Source organism: Testudinibacter sp. 'clade 2' (assembly GCF_006227735.1).
Taxonomy (GTDB): domain Bacteria; phylum Pseudomonadota; class Gammaproteobacteria; order Enterobacterales; family Pasteurellaceae; genus Chelonobacter.
Window position 1 is genome coordinate 19721 of record NZ_VDHB01000018.1, and the last position, 20885, is coordinate 40605.

20 protein-coding genes are annotated in these 20885 nt (G+C 46.5%); 12 read left to right on the forward strand and 8 right to left on the reverse strand.

What is annotated here, in order from left to right; genetic code table 11:
- Positions 1–12: 12 nt before the first annotated feature.
- Genes thiL through FHQ30_RS02370 form a run of 3 tightly spaced genes read left to right on the forward strand, consistent with a single transcriptional unit; the run spans position 13 to position 2198 of the window.
- A complete protein-coding gene (gene thiL / locus FHQ30_RS02360) occupies positions 13–1011 on the forward strand; it encodes a thiamine-phosphate kinase (RefSeq protein WP_139611375.1) in 999 nt (332 codons plus the stop codon).
- Positions 1012–1037: 26 nt separating this feature from the next.
- Positions 1038–1547, forward strand: coding sequence for a phosphatidylglycerophosphatase A family protein (locus FHQ30_RS02365; RefSeq protein WP_139611374.1), 510 nt, complete (start codon positions 1038–1040; stop codon positions 1545–1547).
- A 12-nt stretch (positions 1548–1559) separates the two neighbouring features.
- The gene (locus FHQ30_RS02370; protein WP_267963824.1) at positions 1560–2198 is read left to right on the forward strand and encodes a LysE family transporter; all 639 of its coding nucleotides are present in this window, start codon (positions 1560–1562) and stop codon (positions 2196–2198) included.
- Positions 2199–2415: 217 nt separating this feature from the next.
- Here FHQ30_RS02370 and dxs read toward each other — a convergent pair whose 3' ends face one another.
- From dxs to xseB, 3 genes are all read right to left on the reverse strand, one after another.
- On the reverse strand, positions 2416–4281 hold the full coding sequence (gene dxs / locus FHQ30_RS02375) for a 1-deoxy-D-xylulose-5-phosphate synthase (RefSeq protein ID WP_139611373.1): 1866 nt from the start codon (positions 4279–4281) through the stop codon (positions 2416–2418).
- Positions 4282–4380: 99 nt separating this feature from the next.
- Positions 4381–5304 carry a (2E,6E)-farnesyl diphosphate synthase gene (gene ispA / locus FHQ30_RS02380; RefSeq protein ID WP_267963823.1) on the reverse strand — a complete coding sequence of 308 codons (924 nt, stop codon included), beginning with the start codon at positions 5302–5304 and terminating at the stop codon, positions 4381–4383.
- The gene (gene xseB / locus FHQ30_RS02385; RefSeq protein WP_132966607.1) at positions 5297–5539 is read right to left on the reverse strand and encodes an exodeoxyribonuclease VII small subunit; all 243 of its coding nucleotides are present in this window, start codon (positions 5537–5539) and stop codon (positions 5297–5299) included. The genes ispA and xseB overlap by 8 nt, the downstream gene beginning before the upstream one ends.
- Before the next feature lie 155 nt (positions 5540–5694).
- On the opposite strand from xseB, the gene thiI reads away from it, so the two are divergent.
- Positions 5695–7143, forward strand: coding sequence for a tRNA uracil 4-sulfurtransferase ThiI (thiI, locus tag FHQ30_RS02390; RefSeq protein ID WP_139611372.1), 1449 nt, complete (start codon positions 5695–5697; stop codon positions 7141–7143).
- Positions 7144–7195: 52 nt separating this feature from the next.
- Here thiI and FHQ30_RS02395 read toward each other — a convergent pair whose 3' ends face one another.
- The 5 genes from FHQ30_RS02395 to FHQ30_RS02415 all read right to left on the reverse strand — a co-directional run bounded on the left by FHQ30_RS02395 (position 7196) and on the right by FHQ30_RS02415 (position 13027).
- Complete coding sequence (locus FHQ30_RS02395) at positions 7196–8101, reverse strand: SMP-30/gluconolactonase/LRE family protein (protein WP_139611371.1); 906 nt, start codon at positions 8099–8101, stop codon at positions 7196–7198.
- A gap of 76 nt (positions 8102–8177) precedes the next feature.
- On the reverse strand, positions 8178–9296 hold the full coding sequence (locus FHQ30_RS02400; protein ID WP_139611370.1) for an ABC transporter substrate-binding protein: 1119 nt from the start codon (positions 9294–9296) through the stop codon (positions 8178–8180).
- Positions 9297–9309: 13 nt separating this feature from the next.
- Positions 9310–10377, reverse strand: a complete 1068-nt coding sequence (locus FHQ30_RS02405; protein WP_139611369.1) for an ABC transporter permease — start codon at positions 10375–10377, stop codon at positions 9310–9312.
- Positions 10378–10388: 11 nt separating this feature from the next.
- Positions 10389–11897: a sugar ABC transporter ATP-binding protein gene (locus tag FHQ30_RS02410; RefSeq protein ID WP_267963827.1), complete on the reverse strand. Its 1509-nt coding sequence runs from the start codon at positions 11895–11897 to the stop codon at positions 10389–10391.
- A 323-nt stretch (positions 11898–12220) separates the two neighbouring features.
- Positions 12221–13027 (reverse strand): IclR family transcriptional regulator, encoded by an 807-nt coding sequence (locus FHQ30_RS02415; protein WP_139611367.1) that lies wholly within the window; start codon positions 13025–13027, stop codon positions 12221–12223.
- A 219-nt stretch (positions 13028–13246) separates the two neighbouring features.
- Between FHQ30_RS02415 and yiaK the strand changes: the two genes are divergently transcribed.
- From yiaK to araD, 8 genes are all read left to right on the forward strand, one after another.
- The gene (yiaK, locus tag FHQ30_RS02420) at positions 13247–14245 is read left to right on the forward strand and encodes a 3-dehydro-L-gulonate 2-dehydrogenase (protein WP_139611366.1); all 999 of its coding nucleotides are present in this window, start codon (positions 13247–13249) and stop codon (positions 14243–14245) included.
- 30 nt (positions 14246–14275) lie between these two features.
- The gene (locus FHQ30_RS02425; RefSeq protein WP_139611365.1) at positions 14276–14740 is read left to right on the forward strand and encodes a NanQ anomerase/TabA/YiaL family protein; all 465 of its coding nucleotides are present in this window, start codon (positions 14276–14278) and stop codon (positions 14738–14740) included.
- Positions 14741–14760: 20 nt separating this feature from the next.
- On the forward strand, positions 14761–15243 hold the full coding sequence (locus FHQ30_RS02430; protein ID WP_132966591.1) for a TRAP transporter small permease: 483 nt from the start codon (positions 14761–14763) through the stop codon (positions 15241–15243).
- The gene (locus FHQ30_RS02435; RefSeq protein WP_139611364.1) at positions 15240–16520 is read left to right on the forward strand and encodes a TRAP transporter large permease subunit; all 1281 of its coding nucleotides are present in this window, start codon (positions 15240–15242) and stop codon (positions 16518–16520) included. Before FHQ30_RS02430 ends, FHQ30_RS02435 begins: the two co-directional genes overlap by 4 nt.
- Before the next feature lie 38 nt (positions 16521–16558).
- Positions 16559–17536: a TRAP transporter substrate-binding protein gene (locus FHQ30_RS02440; RefSeq protein WP_139611363.1), complete on the forward strand. Its 978-nt coding sequence runs from the start codon at positions 16559–16561 to the stop codon at positions 17534–17536.
- 176 nt (positions 17537–17712) lie between these two features.
- On the forward strand, positions 17713–19197 hold the full coding sequence (locus tag FHQ30_RS02445) for an FGGY-family carbohydrate kinase (protein ID WP_139611362.1): 1485 nt from the start codon (positions 17713–17715) through the stop codon (positions 19195–19197).
- A gap of 50 nt (positions 19198–19247) precedes the next feature.
- Positions 19248–20108, forward strand: coding sequence for an L-ribulose-5-phosphate 3-epimerase (locus FHQ30_RS02450; RefSeq protein ID WP_139611361.1), 861 nt, complete (start codon positions 19248–19250; stop codon positions 20106–20108).
- Positions 20102–20797, forward strand: coding sequence for an L-ribulose-5-phosphate 4-epimerase (gene araD, locus FHQ30_RS02455; protein ID WP_139611360.1), 696 nt, complete (start codon positions 20102–20104; stop codon positions 20795–20797). Before FHQ30_RS02450 ends, araD begins: the two co-directional genes overlap by 7 nt.
- The last annotated feature ends 88 nt before the right edge of the window (positions 20798–20885 follow it).

Sequence of the window (20885 nt, forward strand, 5' to 3'; positions counted from 1 at the left end):
GTAGGAGATTAAATGGTGCAGCAAAATAACGAGTTTAGTATTATTCGTCAGTATTTTAACGCTTCCACCCGCACACCGCGCAAGGACGTTGCCTTAGCCATTGGCGACGACTGTGCCATCACTGAGATCAAAGCCAACCAACGTTTGGCGATCACCACAGATACTTTAGTCGAAGGCATCCACTTTTTTAGCGACATCGATCCTGCCGATTTGGCGTATAAAGCCGTTGCTGTCAATCTGAGCGATTTGGCGGCAATGGGGGCTGAACCGGCATGGATTTCGCTTGCCTTAACGCTGCCGAAGGTGGATCACCATTGGTTGGCAACGTTTAGCCGCAGCTTTTTTGAAATTTTAGATCACTATAATGTCGATCTGATTGGCGGCGACACCACTAAAGGCCCGCTTTCGATTTCGATCACCGCGCACGGATTACTTCCGCGTGACAAAGCGTTGTGTCGTCACGGCGCAGAAAAAGGCGATTGGATTTACGTTACCGGCAGTTTGGGTGACAGTGCGGCAGGTTTAGCTTTGCTACAGCAAAAACGAGGGCAAAACAGCGATACCGCACTTAGCCAAGCTGAAACTTATCTCATTGAACGCCATTTGCGCCCGGTACCAAGAGTACTGTTCGGACAAAGCATTGCGCCTTATGCCAGTGCTGCGATTGATATTTCCGATGGTTTGCTGGCAGATTTATCACATATTTTACAACGAAGTGCGGTCAGCGCCAGCCTGAAGCTGGACAAACTGCCGTTGTCGCCACAGTTGATTGCGGTTTTTGGTGCCGAAAAAGCAGAGCAATTTGCGTTGGCTGGGGGAGAGGATTATGAGCTATGTTTTACTGTGGCAGATAAAAATTGCGCGAAACTAGAACGAGAATTAACCCATATCGGGGTTGATTACACCTGCATCGGACAGATTCGCAGCCAAAATGCCAATCAAATGATTCGCTTAAAACGTGGTGCTGAAAAAGTGGCGCTGCCGGATGTTCAAGGCTTTGAGCATTTTTAAATCTGAATAGAAAAGGACGGCAGTCAATGAACGATAAAATAGATGATAAAAAAAGAGCCTTAAGCAAGTTGAACATGCGTAATCCGGTGCATTTTCTGGCGCTTGGTTTTGGTTCGGGATTATTGTCACCGGCCCCCGGCACTTGGGGAACTCTCGCCGGCTGGTTACTGGGTATCGGTTTATTACAGTTTGTATCGCCGTTTTTTTTATTGTTGCTGGCAGTGCCGGGCTTTGTGCTTGGCATTTATTTGTGTGAAAAAACGGCACACGATATGGGCGTGCACGATCACGGTGCGATTGTGTGGGATGAGATTATTGCGATCTGGCTGGTGCTGGCGTTTGTGCCGCAGCAGAATTGGCTGTGGTATTGTTTGGCATTTATGCTGTTTCGCTTTTTTGATATTGTGAAACCGTATCCGATCAAATATTTTGATAAAAATGTCGAGAATGGTCTCGGCATTATGCTCGATGATTTGCTGGCGGCGGTTTATACCGCACTTTGCTTGTTATTGTTGTTTACCTTAGGCAGATTGTAGAGTCGATTAGCCATGCTTGCTTTAGTGATTAAACTGTTTTTTGTGCATTTGTTTGCGTTGGTCAGTCCCGGTCCTGATTTCTTTTTTGTAGCGCGCAAAGCGATCAGTGAGAGTCAGCGCAGTGCGGTGTTGGGCGTGGTTGGAATTATCTTAGGTTTAGTGGTTTGGCTGAGCGCAAGCCTGCTCGGCTTAGCGATACTTTTCAAATTGTATCCCCCGATTGAAAGTGCGGTATTGCTGTTGGGTGGTGCTTATCTCAGCTATCTCGGCAGCCTGATGCTGCGGGTGAAAAGTAATATCAGTCTGGCGCAGATCAGTGATCAACGTGCACTCAATCCAGTTTCCGATTGGGCGAACATTCGGCAAGGCTTATTGGTCAATCTTGCCAATGCTAAAGCGATTATCTATTTCAGCGGTATTTTTTCTTTATTAGTCGGCAGTTTAACCGATTATTGGCAAATTGGTTTTATTGCAGTGATGATTCTGCTGGAAAGTTTTATCTATTTTTATCTTATCGCCCACCTTTTTTCCCGCCAAGGCGTTAAATCGTTTTATCTGAATTATAGTCGCTATATTGATAATCTGTCGGGGCTGGTGTTTATCGGCTTCGGATTATTTTTGATCGCCAGCGCGATTCAGTTGATGGTGTAAGCGCGCCATTTATTTTAAGCTTAAGCGGTTATAAAAAATAACGGTTATAAAAAAGAAAACCCGATATTCAATGAATAAATATCGGGGGAGGTCTTACAATAAGTAAAATGTAAAAAGACAACTGCATTTGCAGTGCACTAGCATAAATTAAGACTAAAGATATGTCGAAAAGTTCATAAAAATCTCAACATTTTTTATTTTTATTATCCGACAGTGATTATTGCTGCCAAAATGCGCTAATTTGCTGCGCAATACCAGCAGCGTCCAGCTGCAATTCTGCTAACACTTCTGCCTGTTCGCCTTGGGCAATGAAATGATCGGGGAACCCCAATTGTAGCAGTGGCGGAATTATGATTTTTTCACGTAATGCCAAGTGGTTTAATGTTTCGGCAACCGCACTTCCGGCGCCGCCTTGAATCGCATTGTCTTCTAAGCTGACCAACATGTCGTGCTGTTGCGCCGCTTCGGCGATGCAAGCCTGATCTAACGGTTTAACAAAGCGCATATCGATCACGCTGGCGTTCAATTTCTCTGCGGCGGCTAGCGCTTGTGGCAACAATGTACCGAAATTTAAAATCGCAATATTTTTGCCGTCACGGACTTTGTTGGCTTTACCAATTGGTAAGCTATTTAGAGGCTGCAACTCACAGCCAATGCCGGATCCACGTGGATAACGCACTGCCGCAGGCGCATTCAAGTGATAACCGGTGTACAGCATTTGGCGACATTCGTTCTCGTCGCTTGGGGTCATAATCACCAAATTGGGAATGCAGCGCATGAAACTGATGTCGAAAGCGCCCTGATGGGTTTGCCCGTCGGCGCCAACCACCCCGGCACGATCAATTGCAAACAACACCGGCAAATTCGGAATTGCCACATCGTGAATCAGTTGATCGTAAGCCCGCTGTAGGAAGGTGGAGTAGATCGCCACCACCGGCTTGTAGCCACCGATAGCCAACCCGGCAGCAAAGGTAACGGCGTGCTGCTCGGCAATGGCGACATCAAAATAGCGCTCTGGAAAGCGGTTGGAAAATTCGACCATCCCTGATCCTTCACGCATGGCTGGGGTAATGCCGATTAATTTGGTATCTTGTGCTGCCATGTCACACAGCCAATCGCCAAAAATAGTCGAATAACTGGCGATATTGGCTTTGGATTTTGGTAGCATCCCCAATGTTGGATCAAATTTTGGTACACCGTGAAAACCGATCGGGTCGTTTTCTGCCGGGGCATAGCCTTTGCCTTTTTTGGTCATCACATGCAGAAATTGTGGGCCTTTCAGGTTGCGCATGTTCTTCAGGGTGGAAACCAGCTCGTCTACATTATGACCGTCAATTGGGCCAATGTAGTTAAAACCCAACTCTTCAAACAACGTACCGCCGGAGACAAAACCTTTCACATGTTCTTCGGTTTTTTTCATAAACTCTTTAATCGGCGGCAGATTTTCTAAGATTTTTTTACTGCCTTCCCGAATTGAGGAGTAGAACGAACCGGATAGCAGTCGTGCCAAATGGTTGTTCAACGCGCCGACGTTTTCTGAAATCGACATTTCATTATCGTTCAAAATCACCAACATATCGGTGTGCATTGCTCCGGCATGGTTCAGGGCTTCAAATGCCATACCGGCAGTGATGGCGCCGTCGCCGATTACGCACACGGTTTTGCGGTTGGCATTCTCTTTTTCCGCTGCAATCGCAATGCCCAAACCGGCACTGATTGAGGTGGAGGAGTGGCCGACCGACAACACGTCGTATTCGCTCTCTTCGCGCCACGGAAACGGATGCAAGCCGCCCTTTTGTCGAATGGTGTGCATTTTGTTGCGGCGTCCGGTCAGAATTTTGTGCGGATAGGCTTGATGACCTACATCCCAAATCAGCTGGTCAAACGGGGTTTGATAGACATAGTGCAAGGCAATGGTCAGCTCGACAGTGCCTAAACCAGAGGCTAAATGCCCACTCGTGCGGCTGACGGATTCCAACAAAAATTGTCGCAGTTCGTCACACAGTGCTGGCAGTTGATCGCGATTTAACAAGCGCAGATCGTCAGGGGTGTTGATTAAAGCTAAAATCGGGTAATTTTGCATAGTAGGTTGCATCGTTAAAATCAAGGGTTCTTTATTATTTAAACTTTGTTATTTAAACTTCATTATTTAAATTTTATTATTCAAAGTCGAATAAGGGCATTAATTATGCCGTTGAATAATATAATCCGCCAAATTGATTAGCGGTTCAGTATTAAAATTCAAATCCTGTAATTCTGCTTTGGCGCTGGCAATTAATTGTTCTGCTTTTTGTTTGGCGCCATCCAAGCCTAATAATTTGGGATAGGTGCTTTTGTCTAACAACAGATCTGAGCCAGCATTTTTGCCCAAGGTGGAGCTGTCAGCGGTGATATCTAAAATATCGTCTTGCACCTGAAACGCTAAACCAATCGCTTGTGCATAACGGACGAGCCGTTGACGCAAAGCAAGATCGTCAAAGTGCGGTGAGCAGAGCAAGCCCATTTCAACAGCAGCGGTAATTAACGCGCCGGTTTTATTGTGATGGATTCGTTGTAGAAATTCCAGGCTGACCGCACTTTGTTCAGCAACGAGATCCAAACTTTGGCCCAAACACATCCCTTGTCCACCGGCAGCGACGGCAAGGGTTTTGATCAACGCCACTTTTTGTTCAGCGGACACCATCGGCATATCACTCAGGCATTCGAAAGCAAAAGCCTGCAACGCATCGCCTGCTAGAATAGCGCTGGCTTCGTCAAATTCAATATGGCAGGTTTTTTGCCCGCGGCGCAGCGTATCATTATCCATTGCCGGCAGATCATCGTGGATCAGCGAGTAACTATGAATTGCTTCAATTGCTGTTGCGGCGTAATCCAGCGCTTGCGGTTCGGCGTGCAGCATACGACCACAGGCATAAACCAGAAATGGGCGCAAACGCTTGCCGCCCAATAGAATACCGTAACGCATCGCATTGGCTAATGGTGCCGGAGTGCTGTCGAAGCGTTGCAAGCGTTGCTGTAAAAAGCCGTTAATTCGTTGGCGCAAGCTGTTCAGATCGTCGCTAAAACAGTAATTCGGCATGGCTTGATCGTGGTGTTGATTAGTCATTGTTATCATAGTCTGCAAGCGGTGCGACACTGCTTTTTTCCAACAGGATTTGCACTCGTTGTTCGGCTTTTTGTAGGCGTTGTTGCCCCTGTTGCGCTAATTTAATCCCTTTTTCAAACTCGCTTAATGCCTCTTCCAGCGGCAATTCGCCTGACTCCAAACGAGATACGATGCTTTCCAATTGAGAAAGTGTTGATTCAAAATCGGTTTTTTTTGCATTGCCGAGTTTGTCCATGAAACAAGTCCTTACTGATTAGGGTCTGTTGATCTTTATATTGTTTTATAAACCGCACATTGTACTTCAGATTCAATTTGTTGTCGGTGTTTTTTTATAAATTTCGTGTACAATGTCGCTAAATTTTTTTTAACCTTTAAAAACAGTCTGTCTACATGAAATTTATCATCAAATTATTCCCTGAAATCATGATCAAAAGCGAGTCGGTGCGCAAACGCTTTATCAAAATCTTAACCTGCAATATCCGTAATACCTTGGCTAAATACGATCAAACCGTGGCGGTGGTTCGCCATTGGGATTACATCGAAGTGCGGAGTAAAGATCCGCAACAGCGCGATTTGCTGTTGGAATATTTGCAGCGCACACCGGGTATCCACCACATTTTAGAAGTGGAAGATAAGCCGTTTAGCAGTTTGCACGATATTTTTGAACAAACTTTGCAAGCCAAACGTGAGCTACTGGAAAACCGCACTTTTTGTGTACGTGTGCGCCGCAAAGGCAAGCATGAATTCAGTTCGCTTGATGTAGAACGCTATGTCGGTGGTGGCTTGAACCAACAGATTGCCAGCGCCAAAGTCCAGTTGACCAATCCGGATATCACCGTGCGGATTGATATTGAAGACGATCATATGATGGTGGTTAAACAGCGTTATGCTGGATTGGGTGGCTTTCCGATTGGCACTCAGGAAGATGTGTTATCGCTGATTTCCGGTGGTTTTGATTCCGGTGTCTCCAGTTATATGCTAATTCGACGTGGTTCGCGAGTGCACTATTGTTTCTTCAATCTGGGCGGTGCAGCGCATGAAATTGGCGTTAAACAGATGGCGTACCATATTTGGCAACGCTATAGTTCATCGCACAAAGTGCGGTTTGTGGCAATCAATTTTGAGCCGGTGGTGGCAGAGATCTTGGAAAAAGTCGATAACGGGCAAATGGGCGTGGTGTTAAAACGGATGATGGTGCGTGCCGCTTCGAAAGTTGCCGAGCGTTTCGGGATTCAAGCCATCGTCACCGGGGAAGCGCTAGGGCAGGTTTCCAGCCAAACCCTGACCAATTTACGCTTGATTGATGAAGCCTCTGAAGCGTTGATGTTACGACCGCTGATTACTCACGATAAAGAGCAAATTATTGAATTGGCAAAACAAATCGGCACTGATGATATTGCTAAATCGATGCCGGAATTTTGTGGCGTGATCTCAAAAAATCCGACCGTAAAAGCGATTAAAACGAAGATTGAGCAGGAAGAGGCGCATTTTGATTTCAGTATATTAGAAAGTGCGGTCGGCAGTGCACAATATTTGGATATTCGTAACATCGGTGAGCAAACTTCCGACATTACCCACGAGGTAGAAACCACCACCGTGGTTGGCGAGAACGACGTGGTGGTTGATGTGCGCAGTGTTGATGAAGTTGAGGAAAAGCCATTATTACTGAGTGGTAAAACCATGTTAGCCATCCCGTTTTATAAATTGGCAACCGCATTTGCCAAGCTAGATACCGACAAACAGTATCTGCTGTATTGCGAGCGTGGGGTGATGAGCAAATTGCAAGCGTTGTATTTACACCAATTGGGCTATCACAATGTTAAAGTGTTGAAGTTATAGGTAGAATTGCTACTCGATACACCCGTAACATGGTGTATCGAAGCGAGTTAGCCTAATCAAAAGCATTATATTGAAAGCCTTTGGTGTTTAATCGCACTCGGAACAGGCAGTTGCTGGCGGTGATAAACAATTGATTTTGAGCCTTGCCGCCTAAGGTGCAATTTGACGTGGTTTTGCCCAACGTGATTTTTGCGATGGTTTTTCCTTGTGGCGTAATGATCAGCACGCCATCAGCGCAACTGCAATAGATTAATCCATTCTGATCCACACAAAATCCGTCCGGAATACCAGGGTTGATTTCGCAAATAGTGCGGCGATTGCTCAGTTGGCATCCGTTGACATCAAAGGCGACCAAGTGGTGTAACCCGTCGCTGAATTCTACGCTGGACATGTCTGCTACATATAAGGTTTTTTCGTCAGGGGAGAAAAATAGCCCATTGGGGCGCATGGTATTAAACGTTGCCAGTTTAGTCTGGTTTTGTTGTGGGCAGTAGCAGTAGATATAGCAGCCGATTATCTCACTGGCGGCTTGATAGCCCTCGTCGTTGCTAAGAATGCCGTAGGGTGGATCGGTAAACCACACCGTGCCGTCGGATTTCACCGCCAGATCGTTAGGGGAGTTGAAGCGGCGCCCGTCGTAATGATCAACTAAAGTCGACACCTTGCCTTGTTTATCGGTGTGGCTGAGGCTACGGCTGCCATGTTGGCAGGTTAACAGTGAGCCATCCGTCCAAAGGGCATTGCCATTGGCAAAGTCGGAAGGGCTGCGAAAAATCTCAGTGCCTTTTTCGCGCCATTTAAACATTTTATTGCCTTTTACATCGCTGAAGATAACCGCACTTTCGTCCGGCAGCCAGACCGGCCCTTCTGCCCAAACGGCATCTGTGAACAGGCATTCCACTGAAGTATTTTGATCAAATAGATAAGCGTAGGCTGAATCATAAATATTAATAGTCATGATTGATATCCATGAGTGATTATGACCGATAAGGTTTACGGGATATCCGTCGATATCCCGTTGATTATTGAACAGATTATTTCACGCCCCAGATATTACGATAGGCATTTTGATAACCGTTTTGTGGGTCATAGTTATTTTTGTCGCCACCATCATAGGCAATATTTTCTTTGGTGACCAAATGTACCGGGGTGACATAACCGGACGGTTTTTCACCGGAAAATGCGCGGTTTAGTTCATCAACCAATTGCCAGCCGTGCAAATTTAGCGGTTCTGGCACGGTTGCCACTTGGTGCTCACCTGCGCGAATGCGTTGATAAGCGGTGACGGAGCCATCGCCTGCCGAGATGTTATAAGGTGCGGCATCGCCCTTGATGCCGGCGCTGCGCAGTGACGGCGCCATAAAATCAAAATAGAGATCGTTAATGGCGAGGGTGTATTGGAAATTATCCTGATATTTCTGCAAGGTGCTGAAGGTCAAACCCGGCATTCTGCTGGAGGTGTCCGCCAGTGGCGTATCGACGAATTCGAGCACTTTACAGCCACTGCATTGCTCAATCGTCTCTTTCATCACGTTGGCTTTGCGCAATGCGATTTCATACAGCGAATCGGTTAAAATCACCACTTGGGCTTTGCCTTCGGATTTGGCGACGGCGAGTAGCGCTGATAATTTAGCAATTTGGTCGGAGTCAGAAGTCACGTTATAGAAGACATTGTATTGATCAATCGGGCCCGGTTGTGGTGATGCGTGCCAAGCAATCAGGGTAATGTTTTGTTCATGGGCTTTTTTCAACGGGTTGCGTGCCACATTCGGGTTCCAACCGCCTATGACGATGGCATCCGGTTTTTTGGCGATCGCTTGATTGAGCGATGCCAATTGATTGCTGACCGAACCGGCACCGTCCAGCACATCCAGTTTCCAACCCGCCACGGCTGCTGCTTGTTTCATACCGTCCAAGACACCCAACACGCCGCCGTTTTTCATGTCGGAAGCAATAAAAATGACAGACTTATCTTTTTGTAGCTGCGGACCACTGGTTGGGCCGTCCCAAACCGTTTGTGGTGCAGTGGCGGCAGCAACGGTTTGTTTCGCTTGGGCAACAAAGGCATCTTCGGCAAAAGCCGTTTGGCTGAAGCTGAAGACCACGCCGAAAAGTGCGGTAGCGATAAGGGATTTTTTAGCGATGCGTTTCATGAGCTTATCCTTATTATTGAGGTTGTGTTTCAGGGGTAATCGGTTCTTTTTTCTGAACCAATTTTTGGTTTGACAAACGTTTGCGTTGAGCATATCCGGCGATGGTAATCGACAGCAATAGGGTGGTGCCGTTAAATAACGGTTCGACCCAGAAAGCACCGCCAAATTGTTGAATGCCGGAAATACCGATGGCTAAAATGGCGATACCGACCACCGTTCCCCAGACGTTGACTCTGCCTGGTCGAATCGTAGTGCTGCCTAAAAATGCGCCGACTAATGCCGGTAATAAGTAGTCCATGCCGACACTGGCTTGTCCTACGCCTTGCTGTGCGGCGATCAACACACCGGTGAAGCCGGTCAAAGTGCTGGAGGCGATAAAGGAGACAATGGTATATTTTTTGATTGAGATGCCGTTCAGGCGTGCGGCTGCCGGATTGCCACCGACTGCATACATACAGCGACCAATCGGGGTATGTTCAGTGATAATCCACAAAATAATCGCAACAATCAGCACATAAAAAGCCGAGATCGGAATGCCGAAAAGCGCAGTGCTGTTGAGATCATAGAACGCATCTGGCAGATCACCGACAATTTGTCGCCCACCGGAGTGCCATAATGCAATCGCGTACAAAACAGTGCCGGAGCCGAGTGTGGCAACAAAACTGTCAATGTCCGCCAGGGCGACTAAAATGCCGTTTAATAATCCGTATAGTGCCGCAATAACCAATACGGTGATCACCGCCATTTGCCACGAAAAACCAAATTGAATCTGCAAGCTGATGGCTAAAATATGCCATAACACGATGCCAAAGCCGACGTTGAGATCAATTTTACCGACAATCATCGTGGTGGTGGCCGCCAGTGCCAGCAACGCAATTTTGGATTTGGTTTCCAAAATCGCATTCAAGGTCAGCATCGAGGCAAAGGTTGGTGTGGTCAGTGAAAACACCAATACCAGTATCACACACAGCCAGAGCAGCCCATAACGGGTTGATTGTTGCGACAACCAAGGCATAAAACCGTCCCGACGCAGGGATACGGCTTGTTCAAGTGCGGTAGATTTGACAGAAGTTTGAGCCATAATAACAATCCTTATATCGCTGAATGCGTTACGGGTGAGGTGTGATGGGGTGTTGCGGCAGAAGCCAGTTGTAGTAGTCGCGCAAAGGTGATCTCTTGATTAAACAGTTCGCCGACCACACTACCACGGTTGAATACCAGTGCACGGTTGCAAAGGTGGGCGATCTCTTCAAAATCGGTTGAGATCACGATAATCGCCATGCCGTTGGCCAGGGCTTTATTTAACACATCATAAATTTCCGCTCTGGCACCGACATCGACCCCGGCAGTGGGATCTTCCAGGATTAGCACCGGGGTATCGAGGTGTAGCCAGCGTGCCATGACGATCTTTTGCTGGTTGCCACCGGATAAGGCGCTGACCTCGATAAACATATTTTTAGGGCGAATATCAAATTGTTGGAATTTAAACCAGCTCTCTTTCAGTTCCTGTGCCCGATCATACCATCGAAGTGCGGTTTTCTGTTTAATGATAGGGTTGAGGAATAGGTTTTCGGTGGTGGTCATCGACATCACCAAACTTTCGTTGGCGCGATCTCCGGCAACCAGCGAGATTCCTTTTTGAATCGCCTCTTGTGGTGAAGTCGGGCGGTAATCCTGTTCCAATAAGGTAATGCTGCCTTGATCCGCTCGGCGTAAGCCGAACAACAAGCGACCTACTTCTTCTTGCCCGGCACCACGCAGTCCGGCGAGAGCGATCATCTCACCACGGTGTAGTGAGAATGACACCGGGCCGGTGTCGCCGATGGTGACGTCAGAAAGGGTGATGACCGGTGGCGTGTCTTGCGGTAGAGGACGGCGCTGGTGATCTCGGGTCTGTTCGCCGACGATCACCTCGACCAGATCTTTCACCGAATAGTCGCTGGTTTTCCCTTCTGCAACCGGAAAACCGTCACGCATCACATAGATACGGTCAGCAATTTCAATCACTTCGTCCAGTCGGTGAGTCACATAGATCATGCCGACCCCTTGCTGTTTTAAGGTGCGCAGCACAGTGAAAAGATGTTTAACGTCGCTGGCGGGCAGTGAGGCGGTCGGTTCGTCCAAAATCAAAATTTTAGCATTCACCGCAATCGCTCGAGCGATGGCAAGCAAGGCTTTTTCGGTACGTGACAGATCAAAAACACGAGTGTCGGGATCCAGATTAATGCCCACTGCTGCTAGGGCTTTTTCTGCCTGAGACCGCACTTTTTGCCAGTTGATCAGCCTGAAACGTTTTGGAAATCCCATCACAAACGCCATATTTTCAGCGACGGTCATCCATTCAATTAAGCCGAGATCCTGATGGATAAAGGAGATTGGTTGCAGATTATCGGTTTTTAGTGACAGCGCAGAGTCAATAGCTTGGTTTTCAAACAAAATTTGTCCACCGTCATTTGGGTAAATGCCCGCCAGAATTTTGATCAGTGTGGATTTTCCCGCCCCGTTTTCGCCTAGCAAGGCAACGATTTCACCGGGATAAATATTGAGACTCACATCATTGACAGCAATATTGTTGCCAAAGCGCTTCACGATATGCTGCATACTGAGGCGCGGGAGTTCAGCGTGATTATTGTGCATAGTGTTTCCTTGGTTTGGAGGAAAAACAGCACGCTTGAGTGCTGCCCACTGGGTTGACTTTGAGAGGCTTCTTTTCAAATTATGAAATAATATTTTGTTATTTGAAATTGTGAGATTGTTATTTTGTGAGCAACATCAAAATTTATTCGTTAAAAAACGGTTAACAGCAAAAAACAAAGATCAACAGACCCTACTAAATTTATGAAAGATAGGAGGCAGAATTGAGTGTTATTTTTGATTGTGTGGCGCTGATGCCACACAATGAATAGGGGATGTTTGTGATTGATTTAAATACTGTTGGTTGAGCCTAATTCGTTGGAAATAGCATTGGCGGTTTTTTTCAGGCGTTGCAAAAGTGCGGTTTTGCCGATTTGGTTGAGGCGTGCGGTCGACAGCGAGATTGACACCGAGTAAACCACTTTACCGTTAATATCGAAAATCGGGCAGGCAATACAACTGACACCAATTTCATTCTCTTCGGCATCCATCGCAAAACCCAAATCACGAATGGTTGCCAACTCATTTTTCATATCATCCAGTTTGGTAATAGTGTTACAGGTGAGTTTTTTAATGTTGCTTTTGTTTTTTTCCCAATACAGTGGCAGGTAATCACGCTGGTCGTACGCCATAAAAATTTTGCCCATTGCCGAACAGTAGAGTTGCAGATGTTGCCCGATGTAGGAACGGGTTCGCATCATGCCCATGGTCGGCTCCAGCTTGTAGATCATGATGGCGTGTCCGTTTTCCCGCAATGAGAAATTGACGGTTTCACCAGTTTCAAGGTTCAGTTCTTCCAACAGCGGCGAAGCAATATTGATGATATTTAATGAGGAGAGGGTTTTTTGCCCGATGGATAAGCATTTGCTGGTCAGCCGATAAGTCCCCATGGTGTTGGTCGGTTTGACAAAACCACAAGATTGCAGGCTTTGCAGCATACGGTGGGTAGTGCTTTTATTCAGGCCAGACAGCTCGCTCAATTTTGCTAAAGGACAGCCATTAGGAAAGTTACTCAAAATTTCAAGCAGGGTTAAGCCACGAACTAAACTTTGATTATTAACCGATTTTTTGCCTTCTGATTCAATGTGATCTGACATATTTCTGCTCTCATAATTGACAAGCTCTATTATTCCTCTTTCTTATCGAAAAGGTCAATCTAAAAATGCGATAAGGATCACAATATCAATAAAATTTTATAAGTATTTGATTTATAGTTATTTTAATTTGAAATTAAATTTGCTTAATTATTAAAATTCATACAATATATGAAATATCATTTCACTATATGAAATTTTCAAGCAACAGTAGAGGTTATTATGCAAGTCAGTTACAGCGAATTAAAACAAGAATTCAAACGGGTTTTATTGGCGCGTGATGTCGAAGAAGGCACGGCGGAAGCCTGTGCAACCATGTTTGCCGACACCACCGAATCCGGCGTTTACTCCCATGGTGTCAACCGTTTCCCACGTTTTATCCAACAGTTGGAAAAAGGCGATATTGATCCGACAGCTAAGCCGACAAAAGTGCTTTCTCTTGGCGCAATCGAGCAGTGGGATGCCCATCAGGCAATCGGCAATTTAACCGCAAAAGAGATGATGGATCGCGCAATGGCATTGGCTGATCAACATGGAATCGGGGTGGTAGCGCTGAAAAATGCCAACCACTGGATGCGTGGCGGCGGTTATGGCTGGCAGGCGGCAGAAAATGGCTACATCGGCATTTGCTGGACCAACTCGATTGCGGTAATGCCGCCGTGGGGCGCTAAAGAGTGTCGTATTGGTACCAATCCGTTGATTATTGCGATTCCAAGCAATCCGATTACGATGGTGGATATGTCCTGCTCGATGTATTCCTACGGCATGTTGGAAGTCAATCGTCTTGCCGGCCGTCAAACCTTTGTCGATGCGGGATTTGATGATGACGGCAATTTGACCAAAGATCCGGGCACGGTCGAAAAAAATCGCCGTCTATTGCCGATGGGCTATTGGAAAGGTTCAGGACTGTCGATTGTGTTGGATATGATCGCAACCTTGCTTTCCAACGGCTTGTCCGTAGCGGAAGTGACCGAAGAGAAAGATGACGAATATTGCGTTTCACAAGTGTTTATTGCCATCGAAGTTGATCGTTTGATTGATGGTAAAACCAAAGACGAAAAGCTGCAACGGATTATGGATTATGTGAAAACCGCAGAACGTGCCGATCCCAATATTGAAGTGCGGTTGCCGGGGCATGAATTTACCACCATTTTGGCAGACAACCGCGCCAATGGCATTCCGGTCGATGATACTGTCTGGGCAAAATTGAAATCACTCTAATCCGAACAAGATAATCTTAAGGAATACATTATGTTTTTTGGTCATATTTCACAAGTAGAGGAACATCTCTATCCCGGTGCGGTGGTTGCTGCACTGGATTTTCTGAAGCATACCGATTTCGACCAATTGGCAGCAGGGCGCTATCCGATCAAGGGCGAGCTGATTTATGCCCAGGTGTTGGATTTGGAAACGCAGCCGAAAACACACATTTTGCCGGAAGTTCATCGTCGCTATCTCGACGTGCAATATCTGCACAGCGGACAAGAGCGGATTGGTGTTGCGGTGGATCGTGGCGGCAATACGGTGGCAAAACCTTACGATACTGAACGTGATATTTTATTTTATCAAGATGTTGACGCTGAATCGGAACTGGTGATGCGCCCCGGTAATTTTGCAGTATTTTTCCCCAGTGATATCCACCGTCCGGCATGCTTCGATGGCGAAATGGCGAAAATTCGTAAGGTTGTCGTCAAAATTGCCGTCAGTGAACTTTAATCAGTTTGTCAGGAGTTCAAATGAATAACGTCATTTTCTATACCAGCAAAATCTTGGAAACCATCGTGGTGTTACTGCTGTCAGCAATGGCGATCATGGTGTTTACCAATGTGGTGCTACGTTACAGCTTCCATACCAGTATTACTGTTGCCGAAGAGTTATCCCGCTATGCGTTTGTTTGGGTCACTTTTTTGGGGGCGGTGTTAGTTTTTAAAGAGAATGGGCATGTCAGTGTGTCGGTATTGATCGATAAACTGTCGCCTTTTAAACGTAAACTGCTTACCGTCCTGACCGATGGGGTGATGTTGTACTGCTGCTACCTGATTTTTGTCGGCAGCTATGCCCAAATGCAACTGAATATGAGCAATTATGCGCCGATCTCGGAAATCCCTACCGGGGTTAATTTTCTGGCGGGTGTGATTATGAGCGGCTTAATTGGTCTATTGTTACTGATTCGCTTGGTTTCCAATGCGATCCAATTAGCCAAAGGAGAATTAGCATGACAATTATTATTTTCCTCGGCGTGTTGCTGGGTTCGATTGCGTTAGGGATTCCGGTTGCCTTTTCTTTGATCGTCTGTGGCGTTGCCTTGATGCTGCATCTGGATCTGTTTGATCCACAAATCTTGGCACAAAATTTGGTCAGTGGCGCAGACAGTTTTTCACTGTTGGCGATTCCGTTTTTTATCCTTGCCGGAGAGTTGATGAATGAAGGCGGCTTATCAAAACGGATTATTGATTTACCGATGAAATTAGTTGGGCATAAACGCGGTGGTTTGGGCTTTGTGGCAATTATTGCCGCAATGATTATGGCGAGTCTGTCCGGTTCAGCGGTGGCGGATACGGCGGCAGTTGCAGCAATGTTGATTCCAATGATGAAAACCACCGGCTATCCGGTCGAACGTTCTGCCGGCTTGATCGGTGCCGCAGGAATTATTGCACCGATTATTCCGCCTTCGATTCCGTTTATCATCTTCGGAGTTGCCAGTGGTGTATCGATCACCAAACTGTTTATGGCAGGGATCTTCCCCGGCATCATGATGGGTTGCTGTTTGGCGGCATTGTGGGCATGGCAATCCAAACGCCTGAATTTGATGACGTTCTCGAAAGCCACTAAACAAGAGCTGTGCATTTCGTTTAAAAACAGTATTTGGGCATTGTTGTTACCGGTGATTATTATCGGTGGTTTCCGCTTGGGCATTTTCACCCCGACCGAAGCCGGTGCGGTAGCTGCATTTTACGCCTTGATTGTTTCCATGTTTGTATATCGTGAGTTAAAAATCACACAGCTGTACGGCGTATTGCTGGCGGCAGGCAAAACCACTGCCGTGGTGATGCTGCTGGTTGCGGCCGCTCAGGTTTCCGGTTGGTTGATCACCGTTGCCGAACTGCCGCAAATGATCACCGAGCTGTTGGAACCCTTGATTGACTCACCAACCTTGCTGCTAATTGTCATTATGATCGCCGTTTTTATTATCGGGATGGTGATGGATTTGACCCCGACCGTACTGATTTTAACCCCGGTGCTGATGCCGCTGGTGGAGGAAGCCGGAATTGATCCGGTCTATTTCGGGGTGCTGTTTATCTTGAATACATCAATTGGCTTGATTACACCACCGATCGGCAATGTCTTGAACGTGATCACCGGCGTGGCGAAATTGCAGTTTGATCAGGCAGCAAAAGGGATTTTTCCTTATATGCTCATGCTATTGGGACTGCTGTTTGCTTTTGTTTTGTTTCCATCGTTGATTTTAACGCCACTCAGCTGGCTACAACCTTAATTTAAACGTTTTACTTCAACCTCTAATAGGAGAATGTTATGAAAAAACTTACCGCACTTTTAACCGGATTAACGCTGGCTGCCGCAACGGTTAGCGCTCAAGCTGCAACGACGTTACGTTTTGGTTATGAAGCGCCACGCAGTGATACTCAACATATTGCTGCCAAAAAATTTGACGAATTATTAAAAGAGAAAACCAAAGGTGAATTGAAGTTATCGCTGTTTCCAGACAGCACACTGGGTAATGCACAAACCATGATCAGCGCCGTGCGTGGCGGTACTATTGATATTGAAATGTCCGGTTCACCAAATTTCAGTGGTTTGGTTTCTAATTTGAATGTGATCGATATTCCGTTTATTTTTAAAGATAAAGCACATGCTTATCGGGTGTTGGACGGCGAAATCGGACAAGGGCTGCTGAAGGAATTGGAAGATAAAGGTTTGAAAGGGCTAGGCTTCTGGGAAGTGGGTTTCCGTTCTATCACCAACTCTAAACATCCGATCAACACCCCTGATGATGTTAAAGGCTTAAAAATTCGTACCAACCAAAACCCAATGTATGTTGAGGCGTTCAAATTGCTGGGTGCTAATCCGGTGCCGATGCCGTTGTCAGAATTATATACCGCACTTGAAACCCGCGCCGTTGACGCTCAAGAGCACCCAATCGGCATCGTTTGGTCGACCAAGCTGTATGAAGTACAAAAATATTTGAGTTTGACTAACCATGGTTACACTCCGCTGTTGGTGGTGATGAACAAACAAAAATTTGACAGCTTCGCACCGGAAGTACAGCAGGCGATTTTGGATGCGGCAAAAGAAGCCGGTGCTTATCAGCGTGAACTGAATGCCAAAAACGAGCTGGATATTTTGGATAAATTCAGAAAAGCCGGTATCGAAGTGGTGGAAAAAGTGGATACTAAGCCGTTCCGTGATATTGTAGAACAACCGGTTCGTCAATATTTCATCGAGCGTAATGGCGATACTTTAATTAAACAAGTGGATGCCTTAGCGCAATAAATCAACAATAATAACCCAAAGCGGATGACCAAACCGGTGATCCGCTTTCTCAAGTTTCAGAACCGCACTTTTAAGCGCTCACATCGTTTCAATAAGGTGAGTTGCTATGGCAAGACTGATTGACAGCAGTCATTCTTGCCATAGTCAACGATATTCAATCAGGTATAGGAGTCTATATGGATTTTTGGTTAGGCGTAGATTGCGGTGGCACTTTCATTAAAGCCGGGATTTATGACAGCAACGGCAAAGAGTGTGGCAGTTATCGTCAAAATCTGGCGATTATCAGTGCCAAGCCCGGTTGGGCTGAGCGTGATATGGGTGAATTATGGCAAGCTTGTGCTGCGGTGATTGCCGGCGCAATTCGCTCGTCAGGTGTGGCGGTGGAAAATATCAAAGGTGTTGGAATCTCAGCGCAAGGCAAGGGACTGTATTTATTGGATAAAAACCAAGCCCCGTTAGGTTACGGCGTGATTTCAGCAGATCAACGGGCATTGGCGATAGTCAAACAGTGGCAAGCCGAACAAATGCCGCAAAAATTATACCCGATTACCCGTCAAACATTATGGACCGGGCATCCGGTGTCGATTTTGCGTTGGTTAAAACAGCATGAACCGGCACGCTATGCGCAAATCGGCAGCGTGTTGATGCCGCATGATTATTTGCGTTTCTGTTTAACCGGTGAAATTGCGTGCGAAGAGACCAATATCTCGGAATCGAATTTATACAATATGCAGAGCGGCGAATACGATGCAGAACTGGCTAAACTGCTGGATATTGAAGAGATTATGCCGGCACTGCCACCGATTATCGGTTCGCCGCAAATTGCCGGGTATATCCATGAAGAGGCAGCGCGGCAAACCGGCTTAAAAGTCGGTACTGCGGTAGTCGGCGGATTGTTTGATGTGGTTTCGACCGCACTTTGTGCCGGTTTGGACGATGAAACCAAGCTCAATACGGTACTTGGCACCTGGTCGGTGGTCAGTGGCATCACTTCTCATATTGACGATAGCCAGAACCTGCCGTTTGTTTACGGACGCTACGCCCAGCAGGGCGAATTTATTGTGCACGAAGCCAGCCCGACCTCAGCCGCCAATTTAGAGTGGTTTACTCGGCAATGGAAAGTGGATGATTATGCGGAAATCAACCGTGCGGTGGCAGAACTGCCAAAAGCCGACAGCAGTGTGCTGTTTATGCCGTTTCTATATGGCTCCAATGCCGGACTTGGGATGCAAGCCGGTTTTTACGGGTTGCAATCCATACATACTCAAGCACACCTATGGCAAGCAATCTATGAGGGCGTGATTTTCAGCCTGATGTACCATTTGGAAAGAATGCGTCAACGTTTTCCGAATACCAAAGTACTACGAGTGACCGGTGGGCCGTCACGCTCGGAGGTTTGGATGCAGATGCTGGCAGATCTGACCGGTTTGCCGTTGGAGATTCCGCAACTGGAAGAGAGCGGTTGTTTGGGGGCGGCATTGATGGCAATGGTCGGCAACCAAGTGTTTAGCGACAGTAAGCAAGCACAGCAAATCATTGCTGCGCAGATGAAGCATATTACGCCGGATCCGACCGTGTATGACAAATATCAAAATAAATACAAAAAATACAAATTATTGCTTGAAAGTTTGACGCATTTTAATAATCATTGTAATGATTAAATGTGATATGTTGTGATTTATTCTGATTTAAAAAGGCAAAGAGGTAGTCAATGAGAAAACATAAATTAGGCATCTATGAAAAAGCGTTGCCAAAACAGCTAAGCTGGCAGGATCGCTTATCCATTGCCAAAGCCTGTGGTTTTGATTTTGTCGAAATATCAATCGATGAAACCGACGAACGTTTGGCTCGTTTGGATTGGAGCAAAGCGCAGCGTTTGGAAATCGTTAAAGCAGTGTTGGAAACCGGCATTACCATTCCGTCAATGTGCTTGTCCGGTCATCGTCGTTTTCCCTTCGGCAGTCATGACCAAAAAGTGCGGTCAGAAGCTTATGTAATTATGGAAAAAGCCATTCAACTTGCCAGTGATATCGGCATTCGCACCATTCAATTGGCGGGTTATGATGTTTATTATGAACAGCAAGACGACAGCACGCTGCAAGGTTTTATCGACGGTATGCAGTGGGCGGTGGAGAAAGCGGCGGCATCGCAAGTCATGTTGGCGGTCGAGATTATGGATACTGAATTTATGAACTCGATCACCAAATGGAAGCAGTGGGATAAGCTGTTGGCTTCGCCGTGGTTTACGGTTTACCCCGATGTCGGCAACTTATCGGCTTGGGGCAATGATGTCAGCAAAGAATTGGAATTAGGCATCGATCGGATTGCAGCGATTCACTTGAAAGATACCTATGCGGTGACAGAAACGTGCAAAGGGCAGTTCCGAGATGTGCCGTTTGGCGAAGGCTGTGTCGATTTTGTCAATGTATTCAGAACCTTGCAAAAACTGAATTATCGTGGTGCATTTTTGATTGAAATGTGGACTGAAAAATCCGAAGAACCGATTGCAGAAATTATCAACGCTCGCCGTTGGATTGAACAAAAAATGAAAGAAGGGGAGTTTGTATGTTAGAAGCGTTAAAACAAGAGGTGTTTGAAGCCAATTTAGCGTTGCCTAAATATGGTTTGGTGACCTTTACTTGGGGCAATGTCAGCGGCATTGACCGTGAACAGGGCTTGGTGGTGATTAAACCGTCCGGCGTGGAATATGATGTGATGCAAGCTGAGGACATGGTGGTGGTCGATCTTTATAGCGGTGCAGTGGTAGAAGGTAGCAAAAAACCCTCTTCCGATACCCCGACCCATCTGGAGTTATATCGTCAATTTCCACAAATTGGTGGTATTGTGCACACTCATTCGCGTCATGCTACCACTTGGGCGCAAGCCGGGAGAGATTTGACCGCACTGGGTACTACCCATGCAGACTACTTCTACGGCACGATTCCCTGCACTCGTTTGATGACCGATGCAGAGATCCAAGGGGAATATGAGCTGGAAACCGGCAAAGTGATCGTCGAAACTTTCGCCACACGCCAAATTCAGCCGCAAGATGTGCCGGCAGTATTGGTCAATTCGCACGGGCCTTTTGCCTGGGGCAGCGATCCGCACAATGCGGTGCACAATGCGGTGGTATTGGAAGAGATCGCTTACATGAATCTGTTTGCCTGCCAATTGAATCCGACCATCGGCGCAATGCAGCAAACCTTATTAGACAAACATTACCTGCGTAAGCATGGCAAAAATGCGTATTACGGACAGTAAGTTAAGTATTTTTGTGAGCTGATATAGAAGGGGCGATTATATCGCCCCAGATTTTTTCATATTACTCAGAACTAAAAGCACTCAGCAC

What these genes read in the sequence shown, in the direction of transcription:
- thiL (WP_139611375.1), top strand. Translation starts at nt 13, where the DNA reads ATGGTGCAGCAAAATAACGAGTTTAGTATTATTCGTCAGTATTTTAAC.
- FHQ30_RS02365 (WP_139611374.1), top strand. Translation starts at nt 1,038, where the DNA reads ATGAACGATAAAATAGATGATAAAAAAAGAGCCTTAAGCAAGTTGAAC.
- FHQ30_RS02370 (WP_267963824.1), top strand. Translation starts at nt 1,560, where the DNA reads ATGCTTGCTTTAGTGATTAAACTGTTTTTTGTGCATTTGTTTGCGTTG.
- dxs (WP_139611373.1), bottom strand. Translation starts at nt 4,281, where the DNA reads ATGCAAAATTACCCGATTTTAGCTTTAATCAACACCCCTGACGATCTG.
- ispA (WP_267963823.1), bottom strand. Translation starts at nt 5,304, where the DNA reads ATGACTAATCAACACCACGATCAAGCCATGCCGAATTACTGTTTTAGC.
- xseB (WP_132966607.1), bottom strand. Translation starts at nt 5,539, where the DNA reads ATGGACAAACTCGGCAATGCAAAAAAAACCGATTTTGAATCAACACTT.
- thiI (WP_139611372.1), top strand. Translation starts at nt 5,695, where the DNA reads ATGAAATTTATCATCAAATTATTCCCTGAAATCATGATCAAAAGCGAG.
- FHQ30_RS02395 (WP_139611371.1), bottom strand. Translation starts at nt 8,101, where the DNA reads ATGACTATTAATATTTATGATTCAGCCTACGCTTATCTATTTGATCAA.
- FHQ30_RS02400 (WP_139611370.1), bottom strand. Translation starts at nt 9,296, where the DNA reads ATGAAACGCATCGCTAAAAAATCCCTTATCGCTACCGCACTTTTCGGC.
- FHQ30_RS02405 (WP_139611369.1), bottom strand. Translation starts at nt 10,377, where the DNA reads ATGGCTCAAACTTCTGTCAAATCTACCGCACTTGAACAAGCCGTATCC.
- FHQ30_RS02410 (WP_267963827.1), bottom strand. Translation starts at nt 11,897, where the DNA reads ATGCAGCATATCGTGAAGCGCTTTGGCAACAATATTGCTGTCAATGAT.
- FHQ30_RS02415 (WP_139611367.1), bottom strand. Translation starts at nt 13,027, where the DNA reads ATGTCAGATCACATTGAATCAGAAGGCAAAAAATCGGTTAATAATCAA.
- yiaK (WP_139611366.1), top strand. Translation starts at nt 13,247, where the DNA reads ATGCAAGTCAGTTACAGCGAATTAAAACAAGAATTCAAACGGGTTTTA.
- FHQ30_RS02425 (WP_139611365.1), top strand. Translation starts at nt 14,276, where the DNA reads ATGTTTTTTGGTCATATTTCACAAGTAGAGGAACATCTCTATCCCGGT.
- FHQ30_RS02430 (WP_132966591.1), top strand. Translation starts at nt 14,761, where the DNA reads ATGAATAACGTCATTTTCTATACCAGCAAAATCTTGGAAACCATCGTG.
- FHQ30_RS02435 (WP_139611364.1), top strand. Translation starts at nt 15,240, where the DNA reads ATGACAATTATTATTTTCCTCGGCGTGTTGCTGGGTTCGATTGCGTTA.
- FHQ30_RS02440 (WP_139611363.1), top strand. Translation starts at nt 16,559, where the DNA reads ATGAAAAAACTTACCGCACTTTTAACCGGATTAACGCTGGCTGCCGCA.
- FHQ30_RS02445 (WP_139611362.1), top strand. Translation starts at nt 17,713, where the DNA reads ATGGATTTTTGGTTAGGCGTAGATTGCGGTGGCACTTTCATTAAAGCC.
- FHQ30_RS02450 (WP_139611361.1), top strand. Translation starts at nt 19,248, where the DNA reads ATGAGAAAACATAAATTAGGCATCTATGAAAAAGCGTTGCCAAAACAG.
- araD (WP_139611360.1), top strand. Translation starts at nt 20,102, where the DNA reads ATGTTAGAAGCGTTAAAACAAGAGGTGTTTGAAGCCAATTTAGCGTTG.